The organism is Winslowiella sp. 2C04 (assembly GCF_050037805.1).
GTDB classification, from domain to species: Bacteria; Pseudomonadota; Gammaproteobacteria; order Enterobacterales; family Enterobacteriaceae; genus Erwinia; species Erwinia toletana_A.
Genome location: NZ_CP188300.1, coordinates 3,231,465 through 3,254,232, shown reverse-complemented (window position 1 = coordinate 3,254,232; position 22,768 = coordinate 3,231,465). Strand labels below are relative to the sequence as shown.

Annotated in this window: 16 protein-coding genes; 5 read left to right on the top strand and 11 right to left on the bottom strand. The window is 53.9% G+C overall.

The window, feature by feature from the left end; translation table 11 throughout:
- Positions 1-447: 447 nt before the first annotated feature.
- Complete coding sequence (locus tag ACP3TC_RS14605) at positions 448-1,896, bottom strand: AlkA N-terminal domain-containing protein (RefSeq protein ID WP_313857630.1); 1,449 nt, start codon at positions 1,894-1,896, stop codon at positions 448-450.
- Positions 1,897-2,087: 191 nt separating this feature from the next.
- Here ACP3TC_RS14605 and ACP3TC_RS14600 point away from each other — a divergent pair, with 191 nt between their 5' ends.
- From ACP3TC_RS14600 to pnuC, 3 genes are all read left to right on the top strand, one after another.
- Positions 2,088-2,585, top strand: a complete 498-nt coding sequence (locus ACP3TC_RS14600) for a methylated-DNA--[protein]-cysteine S-methyltransferase (RefSeq protein WP_426816730.1) — start codon at positions 2,088-2,090, stop codon at positions 2,583-2,585.
- Between the two features lie 155 nt (positions 2,586-2,740).
- Complete coding sequence (gene nadA / locus ACP3TC_RS14595; RefSeq protein WP_426818284.1) at positions 2,741-3,802, top strand: quinolinate synthase NadA; 1,062 nt, start codon at positions 2,741-2,743, stop codon at positions 3,800-3,802.
- Between the two features lie 22 nt (positions 3,803-3,824).
- Positions 3,825-4,541: a nicotinamide riboside transporter PnuC gene (pnuC, locus tag ACP3TC_RS14590; RefSeq protein ID WP_426816729.1), complete on the top strand. Its 717-nt coding sequence runs from the start codon at positions 3,825-3,827 to the stop codon at positions 4,539-4,541.
- Between the two features lie 4 nt (positions 4,542-4,545).
- Here the strand turns inward: pnuC and zitB are convergent, their stop codons facing one another.
- From zitB to ACP3TC_RS14570, 4 genes are all read right to left on the bottom strand, one after another.
- Entirely contained in the window at positions 4,546-5,478 is a 933-nt protein-coding gene (zitB, locus tag ACP3TC_RS14585; RefSeq protein ID WP_426816728.1) for a CDF family zinc transporter ZitB, read from the bottom strand.
- Positions 5,453-8,596, bottom strand: a complete 3,144-nt coding sequence (locus ACP3TC_RS14580) for an ATP-binding protein (protein ID WP_426816727.1) — start codon at positions 8,594-8,596, stop codon at positions 5,453-5,455. Before ACP3TC_RS14580 ends, zitB begins: the two co-directional genes overlap by 26 nt.
- On the bottom strand, positions 8,578-9,171 hold the full coding sequence (locus ACP3TC_RS14575; RefSeq protein WP_313856530.1) for a response regulator transcription factor: 594 nt from the start codon (positions 9,169-9,171) through the stop codon (positions 8,578-8,580). The genes ACP3TC_RS14580 and ACP3TC_RS14575 overlap by 19 nt, the downstream gene beginning before the upstream one ends.
- Before the next feature lie 94 nt (positions 9,172-9,265).
- Positions 9,266-9,610: a YbgS-like family protein gene (locus tag ACP3TC_RS14570; RefSeq protein WP_426816726.1), complete on the bottom strand. Its 345-nt coding sequence runs from the start codon at positions 9,608-9,610 to the stop codon at positions 9,266-9,268.
- A gap of 291 nt (positions 9,611-9,901) precedes the next feature.
- Between ACP3TC_RS14570 and aroG the strand changes: the two genes are divergently transcribed.
- Together aroG and ACP3TC_RS14560 are read left to right on the top strand one after the other, a co-directional pair.
- Positions 9,902-10,954 (top strand): 3-deoxy-7-phosphoheptulonate synthase AroG, encoded by a 1,053-nt coding sequence (gene aroG, locus ACP3TC_RS14565; protein WP_426816725.1) that lies wholly within the window; start codon positions 9,902-9,904, stop codon positions 10,952-10,954.
- Between the two features lie 593 nt (positions 10,955-11,547).
- Positions 11,548-15,816, top strand: coding sequence for an SET domain-containing protein (locus ACP3TC_RS14560; RefSeq protein ID WP_426816724.1), 4,269 nt, complete (start codon positions 11,548-11,550; stop codon positions 15,814-15,816).
- Positions 15,817-15,903: 87 nt separating this feature from the next.
- On the opposite strand, the gene gpmA is transcribed toward ACP3TC_RS14560, so the two are convergent.
- From gpmA to modE, 6 genes are all read right to left on the bottom strand, one after another.
- The gene (gene gpmA / locus ACP3TC_RS14555) at positions 15,904-16,656 is read right to left on the bottom strand and encodes a 2,3-diphosphoglycerate-dependent phosphoglycerate mutase (protein ID WP_313856535.1); all 753 of its coding nucleotides are present in this window, start codon (positions 16,654-16,656) and stop codon (positions 15,904-15,906) included.
- 233 nt (positions 16,657-16,889) lie between these two features.
- Positions 16,890-17,939 carry a galactose-1-epimerase gene (galM, locus tag ACP3TC_RS14550; RefSeq protein WP_426816723.1) on the bottom strand — a complete coding sequence of 350 codons (1,050 nt, stop codon included), beginning with the start codon at positions 17,937-17,939 and terminating at the stop codon, positions 16,890-16,892.
- Entirely contained in the window at positions 17,933-19,081 is a 1,149-nt protein-coding gene (gene galK / locus ACP3TC_RS14545; protein ID WP_313856537.1) for a galactokinase, read from the bottom strand. The genes galM and galK overlap by 7 nt, the downstream gene beginning before the upstream one ends.
- Positions 19,078-20,130 carry a galactose-1-phosphate uridylyltransferase gene (gene galT / locus ACP3TC_RS14540; protein ID WP_426816722.1) on the bottom strand — a complete coding sequence of 351 codons (1,053 nt, stop codon included), beginning with the start codon at positions 20,128-20,130 and terminating at the stop codon, positions 19,078-19,080. Before galT ends, galK begins: the two co-directional genes overlap by 4 nt.
- Positions 20,131-20,366: 236 nt before the next feature.
- The gene (gene modF / locus ACP3TC_RS14535) at positions 20,367-21,839 is read right to left on the bottom strand and encodes a molybdate ABC transporter ATP-binding protein ModF (protein ID WP_426816721.1); all 1,473 of its coding nucleotides are present in this window, start codon (positions 21,837-21,839) and stop codon (positions 20,367-20,369) included.
- A gap of 75 nt (positions 21,840-21,914) precedes the next feature.
- Positions 21,915-22,697, bottom strand: a complete 783-nt coding sequence (gene modE, locus ACP3TC_RS14530; protein WP_313856542.1) for a molybdenum-dependent transcriptional regulator — start codon at positions 22,695-22,697, stop codon at positions 21,915-21,917.
- Between the last annotated feature and the right edge of the window lie 71 nt (positions 22,698-22,768).

Sequence of the window (22,768 nt, the reverse complement as noted above, 5' to 3'; positions counted from 1 at the left end):
CCTCAGGGACAGTCAGGTATCCAGTAAATTTCGCTTATGTCATGCGTGATATCGCCATGCCGGAGCCGGGCATGGCAGACGTTATCGGGCGGTGAGAGCAGTGGCACCGTGGTTACCTTTACGGGCAGAAGAGCGGGAGATGCCGTTTTTCGGTATGTACGTCGCGGTCGGGATATCCGGCCTTCGCTCTGCCAGAGGCGTAACCATTTAAAGACCAGATTATCATTAACGTCTTATTCACGGGCAAGCCCGGCAACGCTCCCCCTCTTCTTCACTGGCCTTGAGTGCCGTTTTGACCAGTAATATTGCAGACAGGAACGTCGTTGTTGTGTACTCAGGAGGTATCCACCTGTAGAAATAAGTGGATGCCTTAACGACAGAGCCTGACGAAGAGAACCAGACGATGCTGAGTTGACGCTTACCTACGCCCAATGGCACCTTCTTTTTCTACGACATATTTTTCCAGATATGCATCACCGCATAACTGCGCCACGGTCGCCATGCCTGCGACATTTCTTCAGCCTGTTTTGCGCTAACGCCCCCAAGATTGTTTCTTACCGCAATATCCTCTTTCGGAAAGGCATCCGGCCAGCGTAGCGCGCGCATCGCAATATAGTTAGCGGTCCACTGGCCAATACCTGGCAGCGTCACCAGTTGAGCTATCGTTTGATCCGGGTCGTTGCCCGCCTCAAGCCGAAGATCACCGGATGCACAAGCCTGCGCCATGGCAATAATGCATCTGGCTCGGGCACTGACAATCCCGAGGCTGGCGATATCATCGATACTGGCATCGATAACACGGGTCGCAAGTGGTGACAGGCGGCTGAGTCCGGCAAACGGTGTGGTAATCGGGTCGCCAAAAGCGTCGGCAAAGCGACAGGCAATAGTGGTCGCGGCTTTAACGGTGATTTGCTGGCCGAGAATCGCGCGGATCGCCATTTCGAAGCCATCAAATGCGCCGGGTACCCGCAGACCTGGATTAGTGAGCAGGCTCTGTTGCAGCAGCGGATGCTGTTGCAAATGGGCAGCAATCAGATCCGGACGGGCACTGAGGTCAAACAGGTTGCGTAAGCGTCGTAACAGTGCTGGCAGCACCGGGGTTAACGAATGGGTAAACTCGACCATTAGCGCGTGTTTCGCCGGCGCATGCGTCACGCGCACCCATCCGGTATGGCTGCCAAGACGGACGGTGCGTGCATAACTGTCATCAGTGATTAATTCCACATCTTTAATCGCGCGCAGGCTGAGAAACGCCAGCATCGCCTGCCAGTCGTAGGGCGGGCGGTAGCTCAGTTGTAGAGTCGAGGTTTCACTATTGATTAAGCGATAGTTCGGATCAACGGCTGCTTTCCGCAGGCGGCTGGGCGACAGGCGATACTGGCGATTAAACGCATCATTAAAGCGGCGCAGGCTGGAAAAACCACTGGCAAAAGCAATCTCAGTGACTGGCAGCTGAGTCTCGGTCAGCAATTGCTTGGCTAACAACAGACGCCGCGTCTGCTTCAGTTCGCGCGGCGAAACGCCGAGCTGTTGGTTCACGATACGCCGTAGCTGGCGTGAGCTAATACCCAGCTGTCCGGCAATAGTATGCAGGCTCTCTTCTTCTGCAACATTTTCATCAATCCGCTGCACTAACAGTTCGGCGATACGGTGCGCGTTGTCAACCGGCGCATGGCCGGGGGCCAGTTCAGGGCGGCAGCGCAGGCAGGGGCGAAAAGCGGCTTTTTCTGCCGCTTCGGCACTGTCGAAAAACAGGCAGTTTTCCTGGCGTGGCGCTTTCACCGGGCAGATCGGGCGGCAGTAAATACCGGTTGAGGTGACACCAACATAAAATACGCCGTCGAAACGCACATCGCGTGAGGTGAGCGCCTGATAAGCGGCATTGTTATCCATGATGCGGAACTCCTGACGGTAAAAGTTAACGCCACTGTAGAGCAAGTCATCACCCGCGACTGGCCATTTTCGGACATGAAACTATTTTAACCTGATGGCCGAAAACGGCCAGTTGTTGCCGGCAAATCAGCGATAATCGCTGTCATCAGTGCGGTTGTCATCCCGACGCCGCAGCAGCAACCAGAGAGCAGAAAATGGCTTACTACTACAAACTGATGACATCGCCGGTAGGCGTACTGACGTTAATGGCCAGTGATAACGGACTGGCCGCGGTACTGTGGCAGGATGACGATCCGCAACGGGTGCGTCTGGGCCCGGCTGGCGAGCATAACCTGCATCCGCTGCTGCTGGAAACTGAACGCCAGCTGAATGAATATTTTGCCGGTCGGCGACGCAACTTTGAACTGCCACTGGATTTTGTTGGCACCGAATTTCAGAAAAAGGTCTGGACAGCACTGGTGGCGATTCCGTTTGGCGAAACCCGCAGTTATGGCGATATTGCCAGACAGATTGGGCATCCTAAAGCGGTGCGTGCCGTTGGCGCCGCTAATGGTAAGAATCCGATTTCAATTGTCGCCCCTTGTCATCGAGTGATTGGTGCCAACGGCAAACTCACCGGCTTTGCTGGCGGTCTGGCGATCAAAGCGTTTTTACTGGATATCGAAACCACCCGGTCGACAGCCTCGGAATGATCCGCGTCACAACTTGCGTTTAAAGATAAAAATTCAGCGACAGGCACAAACAATTTCGCTATCGTGTTTAGCATATAAAACATCTGGCGCTTAATGCCGGATTGAATGCTGAAATTTGGCTTAATACGTTAAGTCGAAGAAACGAGATGGGTGATATGAGCTTGATGTTCGATCCGGAAACCGCAGTGTATCCATTTCCGCCAAAACCGGCGCGATTGTCTGCCGATGAAAAACATTATTACCGGGAAAAGATTAAGCGTCTGCTGAAAGAGCGCAACGCGGTGATGGTGGCGCATTATTATACCGACCCGGAAATTCAGGCGCTGGCGGAAGAGACCGGCGGCTGCATTTCCGATTCGCTGGAGATGGCGCGTTTTGGCAGCAACCATTCAGCATCGACGCTGCTGGTTGCGGGCGTGCGATTTATGGGCGAAACAGCGAAGATTCTTAGCCCGGAAAAGACCGTGCTGATGCCGACTTTGCAGGCGGAGTGCTCGCTGGATCTCGGCTGCCCAATTGAAGAATTTAATCAGTTTTGCGACAGCCATCCGGATCGTATCGTGGTGGTATATGCCAACACCTCTGCGGCAGTTAAGGCACGCGCCGACTGGGTAGTGACCTCCAGCATCGCGGTTGAGCTGATTGAACATCTCGACAGTCTGGGTGAGAAGATCATCTGGGCGCCGGATCGCCATCTTGGACGCTATGTCACCAGGCAAACCAATGCTGATGTGCTGTGCTGGCAGGGGGCCTGTATTGTGCACGATGAATTTAAAACCCAGGCGTTGCAGCGGATGAAAGCGCTTTATCCGCAGGCTGCGGTGCTGGTGCATCCGGAGTCACCACAGGCGATTGTCGATCTGGCGGATGCGGTGGGATCGACCAGTCAGCTGATTCAGGCGGCGCAAAATCTGCCGCATCCGCAGATGATTGTGGCGACCGACCGCGGTATTTTCTACAAAATGCAGCAGGCGTGTCCGGATAAAGAGCTGCTGGAAGCGCCGACCGCTGGCGAAGGTGCCAGTTGCCGCACTTGCGCGCACTGTCCGTGGATGGCGATGAATGGATTAAAGGCGATTGCCGACGGACTGGAGCAGGGTGGCAGTCAGCATGAAATTCATGTTGATGAGGCTTTACGCCAGGCGGCATTGATCCCGTTGAATCGTATGCTATCTTTTGCTGCAGATCTCAAACTCAAGGTAAAGGGCAACGCCTGATATCCCGCCATAAGGTGCCAGTATGGATTTTTTTAGCACGCAGAATATTTTGGTTCATATCCCAATTGGGGCAGGTGGTTACGATCTGTCATGGATTGAAGCTATAGGAACGCTGGCTGGCCTGTTGTGTATCTGGCTGGCGAGTAAAGAGAAGATTATTAATTACCTGTTTGGCCTGATCAACGTTTCACTGTTTGCGGTAATTTTCTTCCAGATTCAGCTCTATGCCAGCCTGTTACTGCAGCTGTTCTTTTTTGCCGCCAATATTTATGGCTGGTATGCCTGGAGTCGTCAGAACGCCGATAATCAGGCCCAGCTGAAGATCCGCTGGCTGTCATTGCCAAAAGCGATTGGCTGGGGCGTTGCCAGCGTGGTGGCGATTGCTTTGATGACCCGCTTTATCGATCCGGTGTTCGCTTTCCTGACGCGAATCGCGGTTGAGATGATGCAGGCGCTGGGCTTCAGTGTGGCAATGCCGGAATTGCAACCGGATGCCTTCCCGTTCTGGGATTCGTGCATGATGGTGCTGTCGATTGTGGCGATGATTCTGATGACGCGTAAATACGTCGAGAACTGGCTGCTGTGGGTGATTATCAATGTAATCAGCGTCAGCATCTTTGCCCGTCAGGGAGTCTATGCGATGTCGCTGGAATACGCGCTGTTAACGTTGATTGCGCTGAACGGCTGCTGGCTGTGGATGCGCAGCGCGCGTGAAAATGGCTCACGCGCGCTCTCCTGATACCTTAGTGATGGTGGTGATGGGTGTGCTGCTGGCCAGAATGGCCTAAATCACAGTCATCACCGCCACAGGGCTGATACTCCATCTGCACCGTGGCGTGATCGATCTGATAATTACGGTGCAGATAATCATGAATACGATGTAACAGCGCATCGTGATCGTGAGGCGGAATCACCTGAACGTGCAGCGTCATTACCGGTTTTTCTCCCACCTGCCAGATATGCACATGATGCACATTGCGCACTTCGGCAATACTCAGGGTTAAATCGCGTTTCAGCTTATCGGCATTGACTGAACTGGGTGACCCTTCGAGTAGCTCGTGAAAACTCTCTTTCAGCAGTGACCAGGCGCTACGCAGAACCAGCGCCGAAACCAGAATCGACAGAATCGGATCGATGGGCGTCCAGCCGGTGGACATAATAATCAGCGCGGCAACGATCGCGCCGACCGAGCCGAGCAAATCGCCAAGCACATGCAGTGCCGCAGCCCGCACGTTAAGATTTTTCTCTTCACTGCCACGATGCAATAGCCAGAACGACAGAATATTCGCCAGCAGGCCCGCCACCGCGACCCCCAGCATCAGTCCACCGGCTACCGGCTCCGGCTGATAAAACCGACGTATCGCTTCCCAGACTATCAGTACAGTAATCACCAGCAGCGCCAGCGCATTTACAAAAGCGGCCAGCGTGGTGAGGCGCAACAGGCCAAAGGTGTGGCGCGCATTCGGTTTACGTTGGGCAAAGTGCATCGCCATCAGCGCGACCAGCAACGCTGCCGTATCGGTCAGCATATGTCCGGCATCCGCCAGCAGCGCCAGTGAACCGGAGAGCAGTCCGCCTGCCACTTCGACCACCATAAAAACCGCAGTAACGATAAATGCAGCCAGTAACCGGTTACGATTACCACCGCCTTCAGTGTGATTGTGTTGATGCGCCATAATCTTCCAGTTTTTTCAGTAATTTCTCAGTTAATGATATCAACAAATTCCATTCCGGCACGCAGATGGCATGCTGTTTCGCCTGTTCAATAATCTGCTGACAAAGCGCTTCCCCCTGCTGATAGCCCAGCAGCAGCCAGCTGCCTTTAATACGGTGAGCGATCTGCTCTGTTTCTTGCCACTGTTGCTGGCGGATTGCCGCCGCCAGTGCCTGGCTGTCGTCGCGCAGCGCCGCACGTAAGGTATCAACAATACGCGGCACAAAGTGTGGCTGATGGTTAGCCAGCCGCTGTATACGTGCATCAAGGTCGTCGAATGGCTGCCGGGCGTGCTGGTGCAACAGCGCGGCAATATCCGCCAGCGACACCGGTTTTAACAGAAAGGCATCGGCAAAGGTGAGGGCAGCCGACTGCGCATCAGCAGAACAGAGTACCAGCGTCGGTGGCTGCGGATGATGACGATAGCGACGGCGCAAAATACGCGCTACCGTGTTGCCATCAGGGCGCGGCATACTGTAGTCGATAAACACCAGATCAAACGGCGGTGAATTGCTGGCCCGCAGCAGTTCTGTACCGTTGTCGAAGGTGATCGCGTTTACGCCAAAATGCGCCAGCTGTTGCTGCATCACCAGCAGATTCGTCGGATGGTCGTCTACGATGGCGACCCGCAGCTGGTTAAGCGGCGGATTAGCGCTCTCAGCCGCGGCTGGTGGCGCGATCGATAAACTCTCAGCCTCGACGCTGACCAGCGGCAGCCACACCGTGACGGTGGTTCCCTCGCCCTGCAGCGAGTGCAGTTCGATGCTGCCGCCCATACGGCTGATAATCTCGCGACAGATGGATAAACCTAAACCACTTCCCTGTACCGACAGTGCTTTACCGGACGGCGTCTGATACCAGGGCTCAAACAGCCGCGACTGCTCATCCGCCGCAATACCGCTGCCGTTGTCGCTGACCTGCAAACAGAGCTGTGCAGCGTCAGTTTGCGCCAGCGTCAGGCGGATAGTGCCGTGACGGGTAAATTTGATCGCATTGCTCATCAGGTTATTGGCGATCTGCTGCAAGCGCTCACAGTCCAGCATCACGGTTTGCGGTAGCGGCGTCAGCGCCGCAATCTGTAACTCCGGGCCATCGTCACGCAGTAACGGGTGATAAAAATCATTTAGCTGTGCCAGCCACTGTTGCAGGTCCACCGCGCGCGGGTGCAGCGTAAAGGTATTACTTTCGATCTTCGCGTGATCCTGCAGATCGTTCAGCAAGGTCATCAGCGAAGCCGCGCTGCTGTGGATCACCGTCAGATTACCGGCCTGCGGCTGTTTTGCCAGCTCCACTTCCAGCAGGCCAAGTATCGCCTGCATCGGTGTGCGCAGCTCGTGGCTGACGGTCGCCAGAAACTGACTTTTCATCTGGTTGGCGCGCAGCGCTTCTTCACGCTGCTGCTCCAGTTGACGACGCTGGCGCAGTTCGCGCCGCTGCTGGATATAGCGGCGCAGCAGCAGAATCAGCAGAAAAGCAATCGCGAACAGCGCGGCGATAAACAAAAATAGCGAGACTGGCCGCATATTACCGCTGTCACCGTTCGCCAGTTGAGGATTATTACTCCAGTTCTCGCGCATGCGCTGCTGGGTTTCAGGTGGAATCTGTTGCAGACCCTTATTCAGTATCGAACGCAGCAGCGGCTGCCCGGCGCTGATCCCCATGGCAATCGGCCAGGCGGTATCACTGGCGGCAAACGCCAGATGAATCACGTCATTGTAGCGCGCCTGAATCAGCCAGCGCGCCGACAGAACATTATCCACCAGTGCATCCAGCTGGCCATTAGCCAGCGCGTCATACAATGCTTTACTGTTGTCGAACGGAATCACATTCAGCCCACTGGGAACCAGCTCAGCCGCGATATCGCCGCGCCTGACGCCGATGCGCATGCCCGATAAATCCTGCCAGCTGAGAATGCTGCGCGGCGAATTGGCGGTATAAACGCCCCACAGCGCGCGCCATACCGGCAGCGAGTTTCCCTGCATATTGTCATTGCCGGTTAGCGGCAGCATCAGTTGCAGCATTGGACGCGGCTGTTTCAGCAGGCTTTTGGCCTGTTGGCTGTTGTCTACCCAGCGCGGCTGAAAGCGCAGCCCGGTATTCTGACCGATGGCATTAAGTAACTCGACGCTGTAGCCGCTGGCCGTGCCGTTGGCGGTGCGATAGCTCCACGGATAGTCGTCGGCCAGCGCCGCATAGTCAATCACCGGATGTTGTTCGATCCACTGACGTTCCAGCGTGGTCAGACGGGCGGTATTGGTATCGAAATAGCGCGGCAGCTGGCTGTTCCAGCGGCCCTGAATCTCGTTGACCACATCCATTGGCAGCTGGCTTAAGAAACTGTCGAGTGCCGCCGTCAGTGCACTGTCACCGCTGACCGCCAGTAAATTCAGCTGACCGGGATCCATCGGCGATTCCAGCTGATAGATTTGCCCCTGTTGCAGCTGATTGAGCAAGAATCCGGCGCTGGTCTCATCGGCCACCACATAGTCAGTTTGCTGATTAAGCAGGGTGTAAAGCGCCTGCAAATCGCTGTCGAGCGTCAGCCACTGATGCTGACGGGCAAAATCGACATTAACCCGTTGCAGCGTCTGTTTACCAATGGCGATGCGGACACCCTGGGTATTAAACATTACTGGCCGCTGATTGTTGCGGTTGCGATAGATACGCAGTGGGCTGCTGTACCATGGCTGAGTCGCATACAGTCCGGCAGGTAACGGATATTGCGGTATGCCGAACAGCAGGTCGAGCTGGCCCTGTTGCAATGCCGCAAGCATCGCCGGCCAGTCTGGGTAGCCGACAATTTCAAACTGTAATCCGCTGCTGTGGCTCAGCAACGCCAGATAGTCGGCGTTAATGCCATACAAATCGTTACCGACGGCGATATTCCACGGCGTGCTGTGGTCATCAAGAATACCGACGCGTAAGCGTTTACCTTGCCACGGACGCAGTTCCGCGGTGGGCATCATTCCGCCGGGTAGCGAAACGCTGCTGATAGCGTGATACGCCGCCGGTGCACTGGCACTGACCAGCAGGCAGAACAGCGCCAGCATGCGCAGCCACTTCACTGCTGCGCTTTCCATATCGCGGCGAGATCGACCACCGAGCTGGCACCGGTTTTATCCAGAATATTCTTTTTATGGGTGCTGACGGTTTTATTGCTGATATGCAATTGCTCAGCAATTTGCAGGTTAGAAAGCCCGCGTGCCAGCAGCGCAAGAATCTGCATCTCTTTGCTGGTCAGACTGGCGGTAGCTGTATTGCCCGACTCGCTGAGATCGGGAAACGCCTGCTGCCCGCCAAGAATTGCCAGAATGGCGGCCAGCAGCTTTTCCATCGGCTGACGTTTGGCAATATAACCGGCCGCACCGGCCGCTTGCGCCATGCGGATATACAGCTGCTCCTCCTGAGCGGAGTAGATCAACACTGCCTGATGTTCATCACGGTGTTTCAGCCGCTTAAGCAGTTCCAGCCCGTCGCTGTCGGGCAAGCCAATATCGAGAATGATTAAATCAACCGGGCGATCGCGCAAAGAGTCGCGTGCCTGTTGTTCGCTACTGACGGCAAAAAGCTGAAGCGGAATCGGCGAGCGCGTCAGGGCAGCTTCGAGCGCCACCTGTACCAGTGGATGATCGTCGATTAACAGCAGAGTGGCCATGATGAGATCCGAATGTAATCAAGGCGTTCAGCATAGCGGAGCGGGGGAGGGATGCAACAAAATCAAAGGAGAGCCGAAGCTCTCCTGTTAGTGATTACTGCGTGGTGCCGTCGGTTTTGGTGTTAACGTCACCGCCACCCACTTTAGTTTCCACTTTTTTATTAACGTCGGGGCATTTACCGTCTTTGCACTGGGCGTTTTTATGAATCTCATCAGCAGTCATATTGCTGCTGTCGGTTGCGGTGCCGGAAGTACCGCTGCCGGTGTTGATTTGGCTGTTATCAACATTGTTCGGTTGCAAATTCTGTTTTGCGCCGCCTGCTGCTGCACCCGCATCTGCGGCCTGATTAGCAGTACCGTTGTTGCTGGCGGCCATTGCTGCACCACTACCCAAAGTCATGGCGGCGGTTAAAAAAACGATTGCGAACTTCTTCATCATTTTGCTCCTGTTAATTTTATTGGTGGCCGAGCTCAACCCGATACGGCGTGTAAACTGATAAAAAATCATATCGACAAAATAAAATCGCGACTTTAGACCACAATTCAAACAATTGTGGTGTGAATGCGATCTTTTTAAGTGTTTACGCTTAAAAGTGTAGTAAAGCAGGCTTAAAACGCAAATCGGTTATGATGCAAAAAACCGCAGAGTCGATTTACACCACAGTTTCTACGGGATAAATTGGTCGGGTTAGCCCGATGCGCATTGGGCAAAGAATTTAATGGAAAAGTTATGAATTACCAGAATGATGACTTACGAATCAAAGAGATAAAAGAACTACTTCCTCCTGTTGCACTGCTTGAAAAATTTCCGGCTACGGAAAAAGCCGCTGAAACCGTCTCCCGCGCTCGTCAGGCAATTCACAATATTCTTAAAAATAAAGACGATCGTTTGCTGGTGGTGATTGGGCCTTGTTCGATCCACGATACCGAAGCAGCAAAAGAGTATGGTGCACGCCTGCTGAAACTGCGCGAAGAGTTGAGCGATAGCCTTGAAGTCGTGATGCGCGTCTATTTTGAAAAGCCGCGCACGACGGTTGGTTGGAAAGGGCTGATCAACGATCCGCATATGGATAGCAGCTATCAGATTAATGACGGGCTGCGCATTGCGCGTAAGCTGTTGTTGGATATCAATAACAGTGGTCTGCCTGCCGCCGGTGAGTTCCTTGATATGATCACCCCACAGTATATGGCCGATCTGATGAGCTGGGGCGCGATTGGCGCGCGCACCACCGAATCACAGGTGCACCGTGAACTGTCATCCGGTTTGTCCTGCCCGGTAGGTTTTAAAAACGGTACCGATGGCACAATTAAAGTGGCGATTGATGCAATCAATGCTGCCAGCGCGCCGCACTGCTTCCTGTCAGTAACCAAGTACGGTCATTCAGCGATTGTCGAAACCAGTGGTAACAGCGACTGTCATATCATTTTGCGCGGTGGTAAAGAGCCAAACTACAGCGCGCATCATGTCAGCGCGGTTAAAACCGGGCTGGAAAAAGCCGGGCTGCCGGCGCAGGTGATGATCGACTTCAGCCATGCCAACAGCAGCAAACAGTTCCAGAGGCAGATGGTGGTGGCAGAGGATGTTGCCGGACAGATTGCCGGTGGTGAGCAGGCGATAATGGGCGTGATGATTGAAAGCCACCTGGTGGAAGGCAATCAGAATCTGGAGAGCGGCGAACCGCTGGTCTACGGTAAAAGCGTGACTGATGCCTGCATTGGCTGGGAAGATACCGAAACGGTTCTGCGCCAGCTGGCGGCGGCGGTGAAAGCGCGTCGCGGCTAATTTTCGGCAGCAGAAAACAGCATGATAAATCCGCCTTTCGGCGGATTTTTTTTGCTTCGCGCTAACCTGAACTGCGACAAATGTCGCTAACAGTACAAAAGTAATTAATTAAATCATCGTAGCGTGAATTAATATTTTTGAAATCTAAAAAATAACAATAGTTAATTAATATTTTTATTATTAAATAATATTAAATTTTTATAAGGGTCGTCAGCGTTTTTCAGAAGTGAAAATAAAAACCTTTCATTATTGTTGATGTAAGAATTAATCAGATTTTATCTTTCTCGCAGTGCGTGATTTTCCCTTTAATGTGATATCAGCAATGGAATGCGCTTATGCCAGTAATAATAAATGATATTGTTCGTATGTTTAATAATTTAGCTATTGGTAATGATCACGATTCACTATTTAGTTTTCGCTGTCATGAGATCAGAAATATCAGCACAACTCTTTCAGATAAAGCGAATAAGCAGTGCGAGAAAATGTGGCAGGAACTGAGTCGCCTGCAGCCGGTATCACCCGGACAAGGAATTTTGCCAGTAATCAGAGATATTTCCTCGCTTCCCGCACTATCTTCACCGAGGGGTGAGGGAATGGCAAAGAAGATCACGCGAGCTGGCGTACTTGCCCTGTTGAGTGCGCATACGAAGGATTCTGGAATGCTGCACCGCGTCGATAACGCCGTTAACCGGGTCATGCAGCATCTTCTGCCCTGGGCACCAGCACAAGCGCAGCAGTATTCGGCATCGGGCAAGCCAGCTGACGTTGCCGGGAGGCCTGGCAGCTTGCCGGAAAATATTGACACCGATCGCTTGAGTCAGCAGTTGGATGAGTTTCTGCTACGTACTAATCTGTCGCTGGATAAAAATCAGCGGCAACAGCTGATGGCCAGTCTTTCAGGAACAGAGATTATTTTTATCACGCCTCCTGCTGCTGAAAATTCCCGGCAGGAGCGGGCGCATGCCGATGAGATGAAAACGCGAATAATGCTGTATCAGGTGTCACTCAGAGATCAGCGACTGGCCGATGGCAGCGTCGGTGCGCGTATGGTTGGTTGGGGGGAGAAACAGAACAAAAACAGTTACGCGTTATTTTTGCAGGGTCACCAGTCGGGTAGCCGGGCACATTTTCTGGCCTCGGGAACCATGGCGCTATTAGGCAAATTTTCGCAAACGCTTGGTGAATTGTTCAGGGGGGAAATTCTCGATCCTGAGCCAGGAGAATCCAGTGGCGAGCGATGGCTAAGACTGGCATCGAATGTGGTTATGCCACCGGAAATGGCGGCGGGTAAGGCATTTCGCTTCAGATTGACGCCGGCGATAAAACCGGTGCTGGCGTTGCCCGGGACGCTGATTACCCATTCAACAAGCGGGCTGACGCTACAATCGGTGCTGCAAACTAAGATTGCCGGGATGCGCTGGCATCTGTTTCCACAAGGAGGGCAGCTCGCTACGGCGGTGCCAGTGGGAGGTTCTGCGGTGACAGGGCGCATGGCAACGCGTAATCCACGGAATAATAAATGGCGGATCGAAAACATGCCTGGGGAGTATCGTTTCACTCAGAGTTCAACCCCGGGCTTCTTTGTAAAAAACAGCGATGGCTATTTTGCGGTTACTCCCTCGCTTGATGACGGCACTATGCGACTGTCGGACGGGCAAAAAATTTATTTTAATCAGCATACTCAGCAATGGGCGCCATTCTATGCCGGTAACACACACCTGCATGCCCGCAGCCTGGCGGTGATACCCGAAGCAGCAATGACTGCCGAACCTGGGCGGCAGGGGGTGCTGACCACCCGCTCCGGCTCGGAGCGCAGAGTATGGCAAACACAGCAGGGAAGATATTATCTGGAAGTCCGGTCGCAGGCTGACAATCCGGGAAGTGCAAAAATCGATTATATCGAGGGCTGGCCCGAAGGCGATTTTTTCACTGTCAGAGGCAGTGAGGATGCACCTTCACCTCAGCTGCCAGTATTAAAATGGCAGCCGTCGACCAGCAGATGGGATATCGCCACTTCACCCTTCAGCCAGCTAACCGCGGCCGAAGGAAAAATTGATGCCGGCTGGTTGCGCAAGGATGCTGCCCCGCAGGCGCTGACGCCGGTTGCTGGCAGGCCGGGATTGTACAATCTGGAGCACCGCTACCTGTTGCGCTGGCGCGCTGAAGCAGAGGGTGACATGAGCTATCTGGCGCTGGTGCCGACCGAACATCCGGCCCGTTATCATCCTGAGCAGGCGGGCGCGGACGATATGCGTTTCCACTTCGATGAGAATCAGCAGCAATGGCAATTTGTCGCGCTGGAGCACAAGGCATTTGCCGATGTGCCAGATGCGCTGAAAGTGCAGCCCGATAACCCTTTCTCTGCCAGCTATGCGCTGCCGGGATACCAGCTTACCTACCGCAGTCGCGGTGAGATTTTTATCCATACAGGCAGCGATAAGCAGGGGGCGGCGCAATATATTGCGGTTAAGCAGAATGAAGTTAATCCTGACTTGTTCACTTTGCCGCTGGAGAATAACGACGGGACGGATAGTGAGTGGTTATTTCGTTATCAGCGCGATGAGGAAGTTTATGAGCTGGTGGAAAAGCGTTTGTGCCAGCGAAGTAAGCGGGCTGATGAAGAATCTTGTGCTGGCCCGTCGTGGATCACTGACGGCGAGAAGAGCTGGCTGGCGCTTCATCCGCAGCGAGATAATGAAAGCAAGGTCGACTATGCCCGCCGTCTGTTTAACTACCCACCTAATCGCCCCTCTGACAATGCAATTGCCTTTCATACCGGGATCGATCGCCAGACACTCCTCAGCAGTTTACATCAGCTTCCTCCCCGGCAACCGCAACCACCCATCAGTCAGATTAAACGCCCGGCGCAGCAGGGTATAGAGACTGGCGCAGAGGAGAGTCAGAGCGGCGGAAGCAAGTGGGGGAGAAAAAAAATCAATAAAGCGGCGATGAGAAACTGGGAGCAACAGATTGTTATTCACCAGGAACCCGGAGAAACGGCACTCGATTATGCCGTGCGCGTATACGACGATTCGCTGACTGTCATGAAGTTTGCCGATATTGCAAAGATGGCGGGCGTCGATGAGTTTACCTTGTCAAACCGATTAAGCGAACTGTGGCTGGAGAAGCGAACACTGCGGGATGAAGAAAAGCAATGGTTACGAAACTATCCGCGCCAGCAGGGTGAAGGTGACACCGCTTATGCTGTGCGTTTGCTTGGCTTACGTGAAGAGCAGCTGGCTGACGGAACGCTGGTGAGCGGGACGGTCGACAAAAACAGCATCACTAGTTTTGCCAGGGCGACATTGCAATCGGTGATGGTCACCCTGCGCGAACGGAATAAATTGTGGTTGCACAGCCACCCGAGATTAACAGAAGAGTCTGCCGCGCCGACGGATGACTTCGAAAGCTGGCAGCAAAAAAGCATTTTGTTTGCGCGACGCCTGCTTCAGCAACGTGATGAACCCCCGAAAGCGATGCTGGTAAGCATCAAGGATATTGCCACCTACGCCGGTATCGAACCTCACTTTTTACGGCAAAAGCTGGAGACTGAAAAGGCCAGCTGGCTGGAAGATATCCCGCGGTTGCCAGATGAAGAGACCGACAGCGATCAAGATGGCCTGGTTATTCAGCATAAAAATCAGCGCTATGCGCGACGGCTGGCTGAACAGCGCGAACAGCAACAAATGAGCTGGCTGATTTCAAATAAAGAGATCGCCGCTCATGCCCGAGTCACCGTTAATGCGCTGCGGGAAACGCTTCAGCCAGAATTCAGCGCTTCGCTGCCGTTACCGATAAAGCCAGATCCTGACTCCGGCATAGTAACGGATAACCGGTTGCTGAGAAGTCAGTGGTCAGACTTTCGTGCGCTGTTGGTTGACGCCAACGATCTGTCCCGTAGCCTGACTAAAGAGCTGATCGCTTCTCCGGTTAGTGCCAAACCCACTTTCAAACCGCAAGGCAGGCCGGGAACGGAATGGACTAAAAGATGGGAAAAGTTTAGTGCGCAAGCGCAAGCGCTGGTCGACAGCGATGGTGCCAGTCAGGTGGCATTTACCAGAGATAATCTGAAAGTTGTCTATGATGAACAGCAACCGCAGGTAGGTTTGCAGGTTCAGGCGAAGAGAACGATTCCAGCCTCAACCTTTATTGGCGGCTACAGTGGCGTCTGGCATCCAACGGATGAGTCACTGACCACCGAATACCGAAAAATGGGTTCTGAGAAGGTGCTGACTTATCTCTGGGGAACCAACACTGAGGGATCGGTCAGTGGTTTACAAAATGCGAATAAACTGGCGTTGATTAATACCGCCAGCCTGCGCGGGCTGCCGGCGCTGGGTGAGAATAATTTAGCGATCGGTTATATCAATGATATTTTGCCATTTTATTATACCACCAGAGAAATCAAAGAGAATGAGCAGCTGTTGGTTGATTATGGTGACAATTACAATCCAAAATATCTGCTGCAAAAAACTGTGGATAACGATAAGTTTACCGTCATTGCCCGTTCAGAGCAGAAATACTTTGTCATTCATGACTGGAACAACGGCTATCAGGTATTTTCTCCTGACGGCATAAATAGTCCGGTGCCTAAAGGCAGCATTGCTTATCATCTGAAAGAACGAATGGGTGACAGGGGAATTATTCGTTACGATGTTATGGCTAAAAAAGGCCGCAAGAACAGCGTAATTAAAATAAGTGATAATGAAAATATCTATTTTGCCCTGGCAACTGCTATCAGCAATGGTGGTGGAGAGGATATTATTCAAGAGAACGTTAGCCGAATGAAACAGGCTGTGGTTGCAGCACATCCTGAAGATGCGCTTAATATTAAGCTGGAACAGCCTGACGACAGGAGATAAAAAAAGCCCCATCAGAAAATGATGGGGCTTTTTATTATGCGCCGACCGGCTGGTTTAACCGATCGGCTATCGCTGGTCGGCGAATGATTACTTCGCTTTGCCCTGGTTAGCGACGGCTGCGGCTTTCGCGGCAATCTCATCGGCATCACCGAGGTAATAACGTTTCAGCGGTTTAAAGTTCTCGTCGAACTCATACACCAGCGGAACACCGGTCGGGATGTTCAGCTCAAGAATTTCATCTTCGCTCAGATCATCGAGGTATTTTACCAGCGCACGCAGTGAGTTACCGTGTGCAGCAACGATCACGCGCTCACCGCTTTTAATGCGTGGCAGAATGGTTTCGTTCCAGTAAGGAATTACGCGATCGATGGTCAGCGCCAGGCTTTCGGTCAGTGGCAGTTCTGCGTCAGTCAGTTTGGCATAACGCGGATCGTGGCCAGGGAAGCGCTCATCTTCACGGGTCAGTTCTGGTGGGGTGATGGCAAAGCCACGACGCCACTGCTTAACCTGCTCGTCACCGTATTTTTCAGCGGTTTCAGCTTTGTTCAGACCCTGCAACGCACCGTAGTGACGCTCATTCAGCTTCCATGATTTCTCAGTTGGCAGCCAGGCCTGATCCAGTTCGTCAAGAACGTTCCACAGGGTGTGGATGGCACGTTTCAGCACGGAGGTATAAGCAAAATCGAAAGCAAAGCCTTCTTTTTTCAGCAATTCGCCTGCTGCTTTGGCTTCAGTACGACCTTTATCGGACAGATCGACGTCATACCAACCGGTGAAGCGGTTTTCATTGTTCCACTGGCTTTCGCCGTGACGTACCAGAACCAGTTTAGTTACAGCCATAGCTTAACTCCTTAATCATCTGACATTTCTATGAAAGCGATTATACCCATGTCGGCCGAAGCTGCAGCCCGATTCGTCTCTCTCATTGACCGGAGTCAATGATTCAGCGGCGGCAACGGCAGTAACACCGGGTAATGATTGCCATTCTGACAACCTGTATCTCTCTACCATAGCTGAAATCTGCGCACTGCGTAAGCCTGAGACGAACGCAGTGCGCGTTTTTCATCCGGAATTTAACCGGCAGTCAGGGTATAACGCGTCACGGACTGCCAGCGTTCACCCGGCTGCAACCAGCAGCTGGCCTGGGGCCATTCAGCATGGTTAGGCGAATCTGGCAGGAATTCACTCTCCAGTGCGATACCGTCGAAGGCGGCATACTCGCCCTGTCCACGCGCGGGAGTACCGTCAAGATAATTGCCGGAGTAGAACTGCAGCGCCGGGGCAGTGGTGTGCACCGTCAGCTTTAATTGTCGGTCAGCCGACCATAGCTCGGCAGCTGGCTGGCTGTCATCACCCTGCGCATTGAGCAAAAACGCATGATCGTAACCGTTTACCACTCGCTGGTCTTCATCCTGCAAAAACTGTGCGGCGACGGTTTTCGGCTGGCGAAAATCAAAACTGTTCCCGGTCACCGGTTTTAATTTTGTTCCGTTGGCGTCCGTTAGCGGAATGCCGTTACTGTCGACCGGCAAATAGCAGTCTGCCAACAGTTGCAGACGATGCTGACGTGCATCGCCATGCTGCGCATCCAGATTAAAATAGGCGTGGTTGGTCAGATTGACCGGGCAGGGCTGGTCGACCGTTGCCTGATATTCAATCGACAGGCAGTTATTGTTATCGAGGCGATAGCAAACCGAGGCCAGCAGATTGCCGGGAAAACCCTGATCGCCATCCGGCGAATCAATGCGGTAATGCACTTCGGTTTCACTCTGGCTGACGATCTGCCAGCGGCGCTTATCGAACCCTTCCGGACCGCCGTGCAGCTGATGCTGGCCCTGATTAGCCGCCAGCCTGATATTGCCCTGTTGCAGCGTGGCGTTGGCGATACGGTTAGCGTAGCGGCCAACGGTGGCACCGAGGTAGGCCGCCTGATTCAGATAATCTGATGGCGTGGCACAACCTAACAGCGCCTCACGTACCGTGCCGTCTTTCATCGGCACGCGCGCCGAGAGCCAGGTGGCTCCCCAGTCCATAAAGGTCACCACCATACCGTTTTGATTGCGCAGCACGGTAATACGCCACGGCTGGCCGTCCGGCGCCAGCGAATGAGGTTGATTTAGCATTGACCGGCTCCTGCTGACGCTTTGCAGATATACACCGTCTCTTGAATGCCCGATTTGGCCTGATACTGTTCGGCCAGCGCCGCTTTAACGCTGTCGACCCGATCAACAGGCATCAGCGCAACCACACAGCCGCCGAAGCCGCCGCCGGTCATACGCACGCCGCCTTGATCGCCAATCACCTCTTTAACGATATCGACGATCATATCGATCGGTGGCACGGTAATTTCGAAGTCGTCACGCATCGACGCATGGGACTCGGCCATCAGCACGCCCATGCGTGCCAGGTCGCCACGGCTTAGCGCATCGGCAGCCTCCAGCGTGCGGGCATTTTCCGTGAGCACGTGGCGCACGCGTTTTGCCACTTCCGCATCAAGCTGCTGCTCAGCCGCGTGAAATTCGCTGATATCGACATCGCGCAGCGAAGACTTACCAAAGAATTGCGCGCCGGCTTCACACTGCTGGCGGCGGGTATTGTATTCACTGCCGACCAGGCTGCGGCGGAAGTTAGAGTTAATGATCACCACCGCGATCTCTTCCGGCATTGATACCGGACGAGTACCCAGCGTGCGGCAGTCGAGCAGCATTGCGTGGTCCTGTTGGCCCAGCGCCGAAATTAACTGATCCATAATGCCGCAGTTACAGCCGACGAACTGATTTTCGGCTTCCTGACCATTCAGCGCGATCTGCGCGCCATCAATCGGCAACTGGTAAAGCTGCTGTAACACCGTGCCGACCGCCACTTCCAGCGAGGCCGACGAGCTGAGACCGGCACCCTGCGGCACGTTGCCGCTGATCACCATATCGACGCCGCCAAAGTTGCTGTTGCGCAGTTGCAGATGTTTCACCACACCGCGCACATAGTTGGCCCACATTTTGTCCTGAATACTTTCGATTGGCGCATCCAGCGAGAAGATATCCTGCTGATTGTCGTAGTCCACCGCGATAACGCGCACCTGGCGATCGTCACGCTTTGCGCAGGCGATCACCGTCTGATAATCAATGGCGCAAGGCAGTACAAAACCATCATTGTAATCGGTGTGCTCGCCAATCAGGTTCACGCGGCCCGGTGCCTGAATAAAATGGGTTGGCTGATAGCCAAACTTATCGTTGAAAATCTGCTGGGTAACGGCTTGTAAACTCATTGTGATGCTCCGGTCTCGCGGAAATGAATATCGCTGACAGAACGCAGGCGTTCTGCCGCCTGTTCCGCCGTTAAGTCCCGCTGGGTTTCAGCCAGCATTTCGTAGCCGACCATAAATTTACGCACGGCCGCCGAGCGCAGTAGCGGGGGATAGAAGTGGGCATGCAGCTGCCAGTGAGTGTTTTCTTCACCATTAAACGGTGCGCCGTGCCAGCCCATCGAGTAGGGGAAGGAGCACTGGAACAGATTGTCATAGCGGCTGGTCAGTTTTTTCAGCGCCAGCGCCAGATCCTGACGCTGGGCATCCGTCAGATCGACCAGTCGTTTAACGGTGGCTTTCGGCAGCAGCAAGGTTTCAAATGGCCATGCCGCCCACCACGGCACTACCGCCAGCCAGTGTTCGGTTTCCACCACCGTGCGGCTACCGTCATGTAATTCACGCGCGCAGTAATCCACCAGCATCGGCGAGCCGTGCTGCTGGTAATAAGCGCGCTGTAGCTCATCTTCACGTTTGACTTCATTGGGTAGAAAACTGTTGGCCCAGACCTGACCATGCGGATGCGGATTGGAGCAGCCCATTGCCGCGCCTTTGTTTTCAAACACCTGTACCCAGGGATAGTGCTGACCGAGATCGGCGGTTTGCTCCTGCCAGGTACGCACCACCTGTTCCAGCGCCGTCAGAGACAGTTCCGGCAGCGTTTTGCTGTGATCTGGCGAGAAGCAGATCACCCGGCTGGTGCCGCGTGCGCTTTCGCAGCGCATTAGCAGATCGTCGGTTTGCGGCGCATCCGGAGTGTCGGTCATCAGTGCGGCAAAGTCGTTAGTGAACACATAGGTATGGCTGTAGTGCGGGTTTTTATCGCCGGTCACACGGGTATTGCCCGGGCATAAAAAGCAGTCAGGATCGTGCGCCGGTAATTTATCTTGCGACGGCGTTTCCTGTGCGCCTTGCCACGGACGTTTAGCACGGTGCGGAGAAACCAATACCCATTGGTCAGACAGTGGGTTGTAACGGCGATGCGGATGATCGACCGGGTTAAATTTTTCCATTTTCAATCCTGATAACCGAATAAAGCCAAGAGTGCCTGAGTAAAAAGTAGCACATTCATGCCGGTGAAAGCGTGATCAAGTCTGAATAAATGGAATCGTTTACACAAGCTTAATAATCTTAATTATCAGGCTGGATGATGATGATTAACCATGAAGGAGTTGAAATTAGCCTGAGTGGTGGTAGCGGTTACATTATCAGGTTGCAGACCGGTGATTAACCGGTCTGCCATCAGCCATTAGCTCAAGGCTTCCTGCTGATAATGATAGATTTCACCCTCGGGGACAAAAGTTAAGCGGTGAGTAATACACTGCGGTGCATCCTCCGCATGATGTGAGACAAACAGCAGCTGGGTTTGCCCCTCGCCAATCAGCACATCAATAAAGCGGCGAACCAGCAGGCGGTTAATCGGGTCCAGCCCCTGTAACGGCTCATCAAGAATTAACAGCGCCGGATGTTTGACCAGCGCACGTGCGATCAGCACCAGCCGTTGCTGACCCCATGACAGACTGTGGAATGGCGCATCGGCACTGGCTTTATCCATGCCGAGCAGCGCCAGCCAGCGCGTTGCCAGATGCTGCTGACGATCGGAAACTGCCTGATAAATCCCAATTGAATCAAAGTAGCCGGACAGGATCACGTTGCGCACGCTGGAGCTGACGCGGTAATCGAGATGCAGACTGCTGCTGACATAACCGATATGTTGCTTGATATCCCAGATGGTTTCGCCGCTGCCGCGCCGGATGCCAAACAGCGTCAGATCGTTGCTGTAACCCTGGGGATGATCGCCGGTGACCAGGCTCAGCAGGGTGGATTTTCCGGCACCGTTCGGCCCGACAATCTGCCAGTGCTGACCCGGTTTCACTTCCCAGCTTAGGTGGTGCAGAATGGCGCGATCGTTATACGACACCACGCCATCGTTCAGCACGATAAGCGAGGCATCGGCCGCCAGCGGGGGGGTAACGCTTGCATCATCGGCTTCCGGCAGCGCCATACCCGCCAGTTTTTCACTGTGTGCCAGCTGCGCCACCAGCGCCTCGGCGAGAATTTCCTGACGCGCGCCAAGGTGCGTCAGGGTACATTCCGCCAGTACCCCAACGTGCTCAACATAGTCAGGAATATCATCAAAGCGGTTCAATACCAGTACCAGCGTCAGCCCCTGCCGATGCAGTTCGCCAAGCAGCGTCGCCAGATTGCTGCGCGACTGCACGTCAAGGCCATCAAACGGTTCATCGAGGATCAGCAGATCGGGTTGCGCCATCAGCGCCTGACACAGCAGGGTTTTGCGCGTCTCACCCGTGGAGAGATATTTAAACCGGCGTTCCATCAGATGACTGATACCGAATTGTGCCGCCAGCCGCTGCGCACGGGCGGCATCCGTTACCTCATGCTGGATAATTTGCGCGGTGGTGCGGCCGGTATCATCTTCACCCGGGCTGAGTAAATCGGTATTGTTGCGCTGCCACTCTTCTTCCACCAGTTTTTGCAATTGTTCCAGTGAAAGGCGGGCGGGGCGCTGAAACTGGCACTGACGCGTGCCGGTCAGCTGGGTCAGTTCGCCAGAAAGCGCACGCGCCAGTGAGGATTTGCCGCTGCCGTTAGCGCCAACAAAAGCCCAGCTTTCGCCGCTGCGCAGGGCGAGATCGTTGAGAGTCAGTATTCGGGTATCGCTAAGACGAAACGTGCCTTGCGTAATTTGCAATACAGCCATTTTACATCCCATTTTATGCATTGTATTAATGGTTTTAACCACTGGCTGACACAATGTCAAACAGGATGCGGGCTTTCACAGCAGCGTGGCGATGATAACGCGATCGGCATTGAAACAGGCGGTAACGCTGTCGCCAGGCTGAAAGTTTTGCTGCTCCATCAGCTGCGCGGGTACCGTGGCACAGAGCGTTTCACCGCTGGCCAGCGACAACAGCACTTCACTCTGATGCGGCGCGCGTTCAATGTCGCTGATGGTGCAGGCCAGTTGATTATCGGCTTCGCTGCTGGCACGCGTCAGCTCCACCCACGGCGCTTTGATCAGTATCAGTACCTCTTTACCGGCGCTCAGCTGCAGGCGATCGGCACTCTGTTCGGTCAGTGCCACCTTAATCCGGCTGACGCCATCGGCCAGCAGTACTTCAACATGCTGTTGCACCTGCAAACGGTCGCGCTGGGTCACCGTGCCAAACAGCTGATTGCGCGCGCTGGTTTGCAGCGAAAACCGCGAGATGGCGGCCAGCAGACTGTCCAGCGGCAACTGGTCATCCTGTAATACGTCGAACGCTTTTTGCTGGATTTGCTCCATTAACTGAAACAGCTGGATCAGACGGTCGCCATACTGCGTCAGCACCGCGCCGCCGCCGCCTTTACCACCGGTTGCGCGTTCAACCAGCATCCGGTCGGCCATCTGGTTCATTTCATTGATCGCATCCCAGGCGCTTTTATAGCTGATGCCCGCCAGTTTCGCGCCCTGGCTAATTGAGCCGGTGTGCTTGATCTGCTTCAGCAACGCGATACGCCGCGGATCGGCAAACAGTTTTTGTTGCAGCTTGATGATGAGTGAAATGTCGGCCTGCATAGAATTTTCCGGCAATAAATCATGGAGCAGAGTGTAAAGCACAGGCAGGAATTGTTACAGGGGCGGAGAGA

Bases quoted from the DNA above. Each gene is read 5' to 3' on its own strand.
- ACP3TC_RS14560 (WP_426816724.1), top strand. From the start codon at position 11,548: ATGGCAAAGAAGATCACGCGAGCTGGCGTACTTGCCCTGTTGAGTGCG.
- zitB (WP_426816728.1), bottom strand. From the start codon at position 5,478: ATGGCGCATCAACACAATCACACTGAAGGCGGTGGTAATCGTAACCGG.
- galM (WP_426816723.1), bottom strand. From the start codon at position 17,939: ATGCTAAATCAACCTCATTCGCTGGCGCCGGACGGCCAGCCGTGGCGT.
- ACP3TC_RS14600 (WP_426816730.1), top strand. From the start codon at position 2,088: ATGGCTTACTACTACAAACTGATGACATCGCCGGTAGGCGTACTGACG.
- modE (WP_313856542.1), bottom strand. From the start codon at position 22,697: ATGCAGGCCGACATTTCACTCATCATCAAGCTGCAACAAAAACTGTTT.
- ACP3TC_RS14580 (WP_426816727.1), bottom strand. From the start codon at position 8,596: ATGGAAAGCGCAGCAGTGAAGTGGCTGCGCATGCTGGCGCTGTTCTGC.
- aroG (WP_426816725.1), top strand. From the start codon at position 9,902: ATGAATTACCAGAATGATGACTTACGAATCAAAGAGATAAAAGAACTA.
- galT (WP_426816722.1), bottom strand. From the start codon at position 20,130: ATGGAAAAATTTAACCCGGTCGATCATCCGCATCGCCGTTACAACCCA.
- ACP3TC_RS14575 (WP_313856530.1), bottom strand. From the start codon at position 9,171: ATGGCCACTCTGCTGTTAATCGACGATCATCCACTGGTACAGGTGGCG.
- gpmA (WP_313856535.1), bottom strand. From the start codon at position 16,656: ATGGCTGTAACTAAACTGGTTCTGGTACGTCACGGCGAAAGCCAGTGG.
- modF (WP_426816721.1), bottom strand. From the start codon at position 21,839: ATGGCTGTATTGCAAATTACGCAAGGCACGTTTCGTCTTAGCGATACC.
- ACP3TC_RS14570 (WP_426816726.1), bottom strand. From the start codon at position 9,610: ATGATGAAGAAGTTCGCAATCGTTTTTTTAACCGCCGCCATGACTTTG.
- galK (WP_313856537.1), bottom strand. From the start codon at position 19,081: ATGAGTTTACAAGCCGTTACCCAGCAGATTTTCAACGATAAGTTTGGC.
- pnuC (WP_426816729.1), top strand. From the start codon at position 3,825: ATGGATTTTTTTAGCACGCAGAATATTTTGGTTCATATCCCAATTGGG.
- nadA (WP_426818284.1), top strand. From the start codon at position 2,741: ATGAGCTTGATGTTCGATCCGGAAACCGCAGTGTATCCATTTCCGCCA.